The organism is Streptomyces sp. MS06, from assembly GCF_047200655.1.
Taxonomy (GTDB): Bacteria; Actinomycetota; Actinomycetes; order Streptomycetales; family Streptomycetaceae; genus Streptomyces.
Genome location: NZ_JBJZOJ010000084.1, coordinates 21,110 through 28,312 on the forward strand (window position 1 = coordinate 21,110; position 7,203 = coordinate 28,312).

Genomic DNA, 7,203 nt, shown 5'->3' on the forward strand with positions numbered 1-7,203 from the left:
GCAGGCGCAGCAGGCGCAGCAGGCGCAGCAGGCGCAGGCGGGGGGCAGGCCTCTCCGCCGCGGAAGCAGCGCATGTTTCCCGGCAGGCTGGTCGCGGTCCTGGTCGCCGTCGCGCTGGGATGCGGGCTCCTCACCGCAGGCGTGACTCACCGCGGGCCGGACCGGGCGCCGTTCCTCGGAGCCCTGGTGGCGTTGTCCACCGCGCCGGAGGTGCACTACCGCACCGCGAGCCTGGACGCGCACGTCACGCAGCACGGCGAACTCACCGGGTCGATCACCCGGGCCGGACAGGAGTACGCCCTGCTGCGCGTCGACGACCGCCTCTACGTCAAGCCGCCCGGCTCCGCCCTGCGCGCGATGCTCCCGCCCACGCGGGCCGCCGACCTCGCCGACCGGTGGCTGACCGGGAGGATCGCGGACGGCCTGGCAGGCCCCCTCGCGGCACAGCTGGTGCCGCCGCCCGTGCTTGCCGACCACCTGGCGCGGGCTCTGAGAACTGCCCGCCTGCCTGCGCAGGGGGCGCGCACCGCGGTGGTGGACGGGGTCGCGGTACTGACCGCCTCGACACCGATCGGCGAGCTCCGGGTGAGCCGCGACGCTCCCTACCGGGTCGTCAGGCTCGACCCGCCGTCCACCGGCGCACCATCCGACACTCCCCGCACTCCCCGCACACCCAGTACTCCCGGCGTACCCGGCGCACCCGACGACCTCGCCGCGCCACGCACGGCGGCCGCCGAACCCGCCTCCGCCGTCCGGCCCGCATCCGCACCCGCCCTCCGGCCCGCATCCGCACCCGCGCGGTGGGCGCAGGCGCACCCCGTTCACCCGATCGGGGACGGCGGCGGTCACGGTGCCGTCGCCTACCTCCCCCAGGAGCCCGGGGACGTCGGCGCCACCTACGACCGGCTGCTCGACTCCGTCGCCCAGCTGTCCTCGGCCGACGACACCGACGTCTCCTTCGACCTCCACGGGGACCCCGACGTCCACTGCTCGCCCGTCGGCTGCCTGGTGACCGAGACCGTCACCACCGACGCCGGCAGGGGCACTGCGGCCGCGCTCCGCGGTTCGGTGACCGTCCGTCTGTCGGCCGAGGTCACGCTCAACGGCACGCCCGCCGGGTCCTGCTCGGCCTCGACGACCGTGCCGCTGAACGGTTCCGCGACGCTGGGCTGCACGGACGCCGAGGCGGGGCCGCGGTACCGATCCCTGCGCGCCGCGTTGTCCGCCGACGCCCAGGCCCGGGCCGACGCGACCGGGCGGACCGCGTACTACCGCGTCGAGGCCCTGGCCGAGGTCTCCGTCCACGCGGTGGCGAGCATCGACACCGGGAGGCTGAGCAGGACCCTGCGCTCCGAGGCCGCCGCGGCTCCGCAGGACGAGTGCCAGAGCTTCCCGGGCGGCACCCGGGTGCTCATGGCCGACGGCACGGCACGGCCGATCGAGGAGATCCGCACGGGGGACCTGGTCGCGGCCCGGGCTCCGGGATCGACGCGGCTGCTCGGACGCCCCGTCACCGACCGGCGCAGCACCGCGGACGAGCACGCGTTCGTACGCATCGTCCTCACCGGTGACGACCGGCAGACACCGCCGGGTCGCTCGGGCACCGCAGGCACCGCCTCCGTCATCGCCACCGCCGGCCACTACTTCGCCACCGCCGTCGGCTGGACGCGGGCCGACCGGCTCGCGGCCGGGGACCGTCTGCAGACCTCCGCGGGCGGGACAGCCTCGGTGGCCGCCGTCCACCCCTTCACCGCAGACCGGCAGGTCCACGACCTCACCGTCGCCGGGGCCCACGACTTCTTCGTCCTCGCGGGCGGGCGGCCCGTCCTGGTGCACAACGTGGGGTGCAGGCTCTTCCCACAGCTCGCCCGGGGAGCGAAGACCTTCGAGATCCCGAAGGTGAAGGGCATCTACTTCATCGAACTCAACGACGGCACGATGTACATCGGCATGAGCGAGGACAGCATCTACAGGCGCGTCACCAAGGCGTTCTCCTCCCGGCGCTCCGCGGTCAGGGCCGCTGGCTACAACCACGCGGACGCCGTGAGCATCCTCTGGTCGGACATGACGGGGTTCAGCACGGACGACATCTTCAAGGCCGAGGACGACTGGATGAAGCTGGCCGAGTCGATGGGCATCACCCTGCACAACCGGATCAGTTCCCCGGGTGCCTCCCTGAACAAGCGGTGAACCGCGTCCGACCCGCGGCGTGCACCACACCCAGGCCCCCACTCCAGGCATGCACACGGCTTGCCACCTCGACCCCTCGACCTTTCGATCCCTCGACGACCCACGATCCGGGAGCGTTCCGCGATGACCCGCCAACCACCGGTACCGCCCTCCACCTGGTCCCACACCCCTCCCCAGGCGCACGGTTCGCCGGCCGGACCGCCCGCCGCCCCCGGACAACCGGGCCTCCAGCCGGCCCTCTCCCCGCCGTCCGCTCCCCCACCGCGGACACCCCGAGCGAACACTGCCCCGCCTTTCGCCGCCCCGCCGGCCGCTCCTCCGGCGTCCGCACCCGCGACCACCCCGGGGACGGTGACTCCGGTCGCCTTCGCTGCCGCGGTCCTGCTGCTGTTGGAGGCCACGCTGCTCGCGATGTCGCTGCTGCGGGCCTCCTCCCTGGAGGCGTACCTCTCCTCCCTGCTAGGCCTCGGCACCGCCTCGCTGCCGGGCCCCGCCGCCTTCACCACCTGGGACGTCGGCTGCTGCGTCCTCCTGGCCGCCGGGCTGACCGGCGCGGCCCGCGCCCGGCCGTGGGCGCGAGCGGTGCTCACCGGTGCCGCGGGCGTGCTCCTGTACCCGACGCTGACCGGCCTCGCCGTCCAGTTCTCCCCCGGCGCCCTGCCCGGGGGGTTCACCGCGGGCCACCACCTCTACGTCAACGCCGTGCTGGTCGCGGAGACGCTGGTCTGCACGGCCGCCCTGCTCACCTCGGCGATCGCCGCGCGTACGCGGCGGCCGTGATCCGCCACGAGGCCTGCGCGGCGCCAACAGGCCTCCGCAGCGGCCGAGTCGATGGATTCGCGGGCCGGGATGCCCGGGCCACGGTGATCAACCGCTGCTACGGTGGCCGGATGTCATCGGTCAAGCACTTCCAGGTCACCTTCGACTGCGCGGAACCCGAGCGCGTCGCCCGCTTCTGGTGCGAGGTGTTGGGATACGTCGTGCCACCGCCGCCGGAGGGGTTCGCCACCTGGGACGACTTCGACCGCTCGCTGCCGCCCGCGGACAAGGGGGCGTGGTTCGCCTGCGTCGATCCCTCGGGCGTGGGGCCGCGGCTGTTCTTCCAGCGCGTTCCCGAGGGCAAGGTCGCCAAGAACCGTCTGCATCTCGACGTGCGGGTCGGTACCGGGCTCGTGGGTGAGGAGCGTCTTGCCGTACTCGAGGCCGAGTGCGCGCGACTGCTCCCGCTGGGCGCGGAACGGGTGCGGTTGCTGCAGGCCGACGACGAGAACGAGTCGTGCATGGTGATGCGGGACATCGAGGGCAACGAGTTCTGCCTCGACTGAGCCCCTCGGGAAGCGGGGCAGCGGGGGTGAAGGACACCCGCCAGGCGCTCCGACGAGGCCCGAGCGGCTGGGGAGGCCTCCCGTGGGGAAGCGATGTTGCCGGTGAGGACGACGGCGGATGCCGCCGCCCTCACGGTGAAGCGGACCGGCCGACGCACCCCCGTCGAACGCGGCTTCGCCCATCTGAAGACGCGCGGATCCTCACCCGGCCCCGCTGACCCCGCCCCGCCACCGACCTGCTTCGCGCGCTGCTCGTACTGACGAACATCGAGGCCACTGCGAGCTATTGGTCTCCCACAGCCAGCCCACGGCAAGCACAAGCACCCCGGAACAGTCTCACCGAGCCGGGATCGGGTGGGTGAGATTCACCGGGTTGCCCTCGGGGTCCTGGATGTGGGCGACGCGCTGTCCCCACGGCATGTCGTTGGGGCCGCCGCGGACCGATCCGCCCAGCGCCGTCACCCGGCCGAGCATCTCGTCGACGTCGTCGACACCGATGCTGAGCAGGATCCGCGGCGCCGCCCCGGTCCCCGGGTCCGTCTTGGCCACCAGCCCGAGGTCGGTGTCGCCGATGCGCAAGCCGAGGTAGAAGACCGGGCCTTCCTCCGGCACCCGGAAGATCTCCTCGGCGCCGAACAGTCTCGTGTAGAAGCCGAGCAGGACGTCGTGGTCGGCCGCCAAGATCACTGGCTGGATCGTGGACATGGCACTCCTGTCGAGAACGGTCGTGTCGCCGGGTAGACCGTTCGAGGACGGTGAACTCATCGGTGGAACCGTCCTGCCGGACGATCCGCACGACGGACGGCCGCGCACGACCGGCACGAGCAGCCGAAACGGCTGCAGATCGGAGTTGGCCTGCGGTCGGTGAGGGGGACGTGGGCCGCGTCCACGGTCTCGTCGCAGATGACTTCGACGTCGGGCACGACGGGACCACCGCCCGCGGGCGTCAGCCGTGGCCCCTGGTCGCGGCGGCACGGGATCGGCGGCGCAGGTCGCACCGCAGGTGCCGTGCGGCCCCCTGCCGGGGCGGATCAGCCGCCGGAGGTGTCGAGTTCCGCGTCCTCGGTGACGCCCGCGCAGTCGTACGGGTCCTTCAGCCAGCCGTCCGGGAGGACCACCCGGTTGTTGCCGGAGGTGCGGCCCCGGGGGCCGTCGGCGCCCGCGGCGGGCCAGGGCTGGTCGAGGTCCAGCTCGTCCAGGCCGGAGCGCAGTTCCCGGAGCGAGGAGGTGACGGCGAGCCGCTTGCGCATCTCGGAGCCGACCGAGAAGCCCTTGAGGTACCAGGCGACGTGCTTGCGGAAGTCGATCACGCCGCGGGACTCGTCACCGAGCCACTCGCCGAGCAGCGCGGCGTGCCGGACCATGGTGGCGGCGACCTCGCGCAGCGACGGGCGCGCGACTCCGTCCGGGCGCCCTTCGAAGGCCGCCACCAGGTCGGCGAAGAGCCACGGCCGACCCAGGCAGCCCCGGCCGACGACGACGCCGTCGCATCCGGTCTCCCGCACCATCCGCAGCGCGTCCTCTGCCGACCAGACGTCGCCGTTGCCGAGCACCGGGATCTCCGGCACGTGCTCCTTCAGCCGGGCGACGGCGTCCCAGTCGGCGGTGCCGCCGTAGTGCTGGGCGGTCGTCCTGCCGTGCAGGGCGACGGCGGTGACGCCCTCCTCGACGGCGATCCGGCCCGCGTCCAGGTAGGTGAGGTGGTCGGCGTCGATGCCCTTGCGCATCTTCATCGTCACCGGCAGGTCCCCGGCGCCGCTGACGGCCTCGCGCAGGATGGCCCGCAGCAGGTGGCGCTTGTAGGGCAGGGCGGAGCCGCCGCCCTTGCGGGTCACCTTGGGTACCGGGCATCCGAAGTTCAGGTCGATGTGGTCGGCGAGGTCCTCCTCCGCGATCATGCGGACGGCCTTGCCGACGGTCGCCGGGTCGACGCCGTACAGCTGGAGGGAGCGCGGCCGCTCGCTCTCGTCGAAGCGGATCAGCTGCATGGTCTTGTCGTTGCGCTCGACCAGTGCCCGGGTGGTGATCATCTCGCTGACGAACAGCCCCTTGCCTCCGCTGAACTCCCGGCACAGGGTGCGGAAGGGCGCGTTGGTGATCCCCGCCATGGGGGCGAGGACGACGGGCGGCTGGACGGTGTGCGGGCCGATGCGGAGGGGCTGGGCGGTCGTGGGCATCCCCCCATTGTCACGCACCGAAAAGGATGCGACGACAATGATTAGTTAGGCATACTATTGATGGATGCCCGAGCTCTCCCACCGCCGCCGCATGCTCGTACTGGCGATCTGCTGCATGAGTCTGCTGATCGTGAGTCTCGACGTCACCGCACTCAACGTCGCCCTGCCGTCCATGCAGCGCGAACTGCACGCGAGCACGTCGGGCCTGCAGTGGACCATCGACGCCTACACCCTGGTCCTCGCCTCCCTGCTGATGCTCGCCGGGTCCACCGGCGACCGCGTCGGCCGGAAACGCGTCTTCATGGCCGGCCTGGTCGTCTTCACCGCCGGCTCCCTGCTCTGCTCCCTGGCCCCGAACCTGGAGTCGCTGGTCGCCTTCCGCATGGTGCAGGCGGTCGGCGGCTCGATGCTGAACCCGGTCGCCATGTCGATCATCACCAACACCTTCACCGACCCCCGGGAACGCGCCCGCGCGATCGGAGTCTGGGGCGCGGTCATCGGCATATCCATGGCCGTCGGCCCGCTGCTCGGCGGAGTACTGGTGCAGTCCGTCGGCTGGCGCTCGATCTTCTGGGTCAACCTGCCCGTCGGCCTCACCGCACTGCTGCTGACCCTGCGCTTCGTCCCCGAGTCCCGCGCCCCGCACCCCCGCCGCCCCGATCCGGTCGGCCAACTGCTGGTGATCGTCCTGTTCGGCGCGCTGACGTACGCGATCATCCAGGCGCCGGACTCCGGGACCGCCGCCGTCCTGCCGTTCGCGGCGCTCGCCGTCGCGGCACTGGCCGGTCTGCTGCGCTACGAGGCCCGCCGCACCGAACCCCTCATCGACCTGCGCTTCTTCCGTTCGGCGCCGTTCAGCGGGGCGACCGTGATCGCGGTCAGCGCGTTCGCGGCGCTCGGCGGCTTCCTGTTCCTGTCCACCCTGTACCTGCAGAACGTGCGCGGCCTGAGCGCCCTGCACGCGGGGCTGTGGATGCTGCCGATGGCGGTGCCGATGTTCCTGTTCGCCCCGCTGTCCGGGCGGCTGGTCGGCAGCCGGGGACCGCGGCTGCCGCTGGTCCTCGCGGGCGCGGCGATGACCGCGAGCGCGGTGCTCTTCGCGGCGTTCGAGGCGGAGACCTCCGACGTCACGCTGTTCACCGGGTACGTCCTGTTCGGCATCGGCTTCGGCCTGGTCAACGCCCCGATCACCAACACCGCCGTGTCCGGCATGCCACGGGCGCAGGCCGGGGTCGCCGCGGCGGTCGCCTCCACCAGCCGCCAGCTCGGGCAGACCCTCGGCGTGGCCGTGGTGGGCGCCGTACTCGCGTCCGGTGTCGGCTCCTCGCCCTACCGGGAGGCGTTCGTGGCGGCCGCACGGCCCGGCTGGTGGATCCTCGCCGGATGCGGAACCGCGGTACTGGCGCTGGGGCTGGTCACCAGCGGCCGGTGGGCCCGGAACACGGCCCGTCGGACGGCGGACCGGCTGACCCCGGCGGAGGCACCGCAGCCCGTGCGGGTGTCCGGCGGCT

6 protein-coding genes are annotated in these 7,203 nt (G+C 72.8%); 4 read left to right on the forward strand and 2 right to left on the reverse strand.

Going from position 1 to position 7,203, the window contains the following annotated elements; translation table 11 throughout:
- The first annotated feature begins 72 nt into the window (after window positions 1–72).
- The 3 genes from ACL02U_RS30395 (at window position 73) to ACL02U_RS30405 (ending at window position 3,515) form a co-directional block, all read left to right on the forward strand.
- Window positions 73–2,190, forward strand: a complete 2,118-nt coding sequence (locus tag ACL02U_RS30395) for a polymorphic toxin-type HINT domain-containing protein (RefSeq protein ID WP_412794212.1) — start codon at window positions 73–75, stop codon at window positions 2,188–2,190.
- A 351-nt stretch (window positions 2,191–2,541) separates the two neighbouring features.
- A complete protein-coding gene (locus ACL02U_RS30400) occupies window positions 2,542–2,970 on the forward strand; it encodes a hypothetical protein (RefSeq protein ID WP_412794213.1) in 429 nt (142 codons plus the stop codon).
- A gap of 110 nt (window positions 2,971–3,080) precedes the next feature.
- Window positions 3,081–3,515 carry a VOC family protein gene (locus ACL02U_RS30405; protein WP_412794214.1) on the forward strand — a complete coding sequence of 145 codons (435 nt, stop codon included), beginning with the start codon at window positions 3,081–3,083 and terminating at the stop codon, window positions 3,513–3,515.
- A gap of 336 nt (window positions 3,516–3,851) precedes the next feature.
- Here the strand turns inward: ACL02U_RS30405 and ACL02U_RS30410 are convergent, their stop codons facing one another.
- Both ACL02U_RS30410 and dusB read right to left on the reverse strand, forming a co-directional pair.
- Window positions 3,852–4,220 carry a VOC family protein gene (locus ACL02U_RS30410; RefSeq protein WP_412794215.1) on the reverse strand — a complete coding sequence of 123 codons (369 nt, stop codon included), beginning with the start codon at window positions 4,218–4,220 and terminating at the stop codon, window positions 3,852–3,854.
- A 326-nt stretch (window positions 4,221–4,546) separates the two neighbouring features.
- A complete protein-coding gene (gene dusB, locus ACL02U_RS30415; RefSeq protein WP_412794216.1) occupies window positions 4,547–5,692 on the reverse strand; it encodes a tRNA dihydrouridine synthase DusB in 1,146 nt (381 codons plus the stop codon).
- Between the two features lie 64 nt (window positions 5,693–5,756).
- On the opposite strand from dusB, the gene ACL02U_RS30420 reads away from it, so the two are divergent.
- Window positions 5,757–7,203 (forward strand): MFS transporter (locus ACL02U_RS30420; protein ID WP_412794217.1); only part of this gene is annotated, 1,447 nt, incomplete at its 3' end.

What these genes read in the sequence shown, in the direction of transcription:
- dusB (WP_412794216.1), bottom strand. Translation starts at nt 5,692, where the DNA reads ATGCCCACGACCGCCCAGCCCCTCCGCATCGGCCCGCACACCGTCCAG.
- ACL02U_RS30405 (WP_412794214.1), top strand. Translation starts at nt 3,081, where the DNA reads ATGTCATCGGTCAAGCACTTCCAGGTCACCTTCGACTGCGCGGAACCC.
- ACL02U_RS30395 (WP_412794212.1), top strand. Translation starts at nt 73, where the DNA reads ATGTTTCCCGGCAGGCTGGTCGCGGTCCTGGTCGCCGTCGCGCTGGGA.
- ACL02U_RS30410 (WP_412794215.1), bottom strand. Translation starts at nt 4,220, where the DNA reads ATGTCCACGATCCAGCCAGTGATCTTGGCGGCCGACCACGACGTCCTG.